We start from the raw sequence: 821 nt of genomic DNA on the forward strand, positions 1-821 counted from the left end.
GTCTTGTAGGCCTCATAGCGCCTGTCCATCATGGCGTGCAGCGACCCCGGGCGCGGACGCCTGTCGCCGATCCCGGCCAGGGGCGCGAAGGTCAGTGCCGGCGAGCCTTCGAGATCGCCAGGCATCAGGAAGCGGCCGGGCGGCAAGGTCGAAAGCGCCCGCTCGTCGAGCTTGCAGGCCTTCAGATAGGCGGCGAAGTTCTCGGCTAGCCGGCGCGCCGTCATCTCGTCGGCATCGGCGTTCGGATCGATCCCGGCCGACAACGCCCGCCAGCTCTGCGACAGGTCCTCGCGCACCGGCAGAACGGCCATTTCGAAGGCTTCCTGCGAAAAATCGGCGAAGGACTTGCCGAGCAGCGGCAGATCGAGCAGCCATTCGCCGGGATAGTCGACAATATCGACCGACAGTCTGCCCGAGGAAAACATGCGGCTCCAGCCGGAGGCCGATTCATATTCGATGGTCAGCCGCAGTTCCGAAATGGCGCGCGTCGAATCGGGCCAGGCGCGGTCGTTGAGCAGGGCGGCAATGTGGTCCTCGTACTGGAAACGCGGCACCGCGTCGTCGGGCTGCTGCTCGAGGAAGGCGCGGGCGATGCGACCCGATTTCTGCGCTTCGAACAGCGGCAGGCGCCCGCCATGGATCAAATTGTGGACTAGGGCCGATATGAACACTGTTTTGCCGGCGCGGGACAATCCGGTCACGCCGAGGCGCAGCGATGGGCAAAAAAGCCCGGTGGCGCGGCCTGACAGCGTGTCGAGGGCAATCCTCGCCTCGTCGGTGAAGGTGGTCAGCGATGATGCCAAAATATGCTCTCTCGGACT

At 64.9% G+C, this 821-nt stretch carries 1 protein-coding gene; it reads right to left on the reverse strand.

What is annotated here, in order from left to right; translation table 11 throughout:
* A partial coding sequence (locus EN906_RS35790) for a YcjX family protein (RefSeq protein WP_164777688.1) occupies positions 1-803 on the reverse strand: 803 nt, incomplete at its 3' end.
* Positions 804-821: the final 18 nt, after the last annotated feature.

This window comes from Mesorhizobium sp. M7A.F.Ca.CA.004.06.1.1, from assembly GCF_003999135.1.
Taxonomy (GTDB): Bacteria; Pseudomonadota; Alphaproteobacteria; order Rhizobiales; family Rhizobiaceae; genus Mesorhizobium.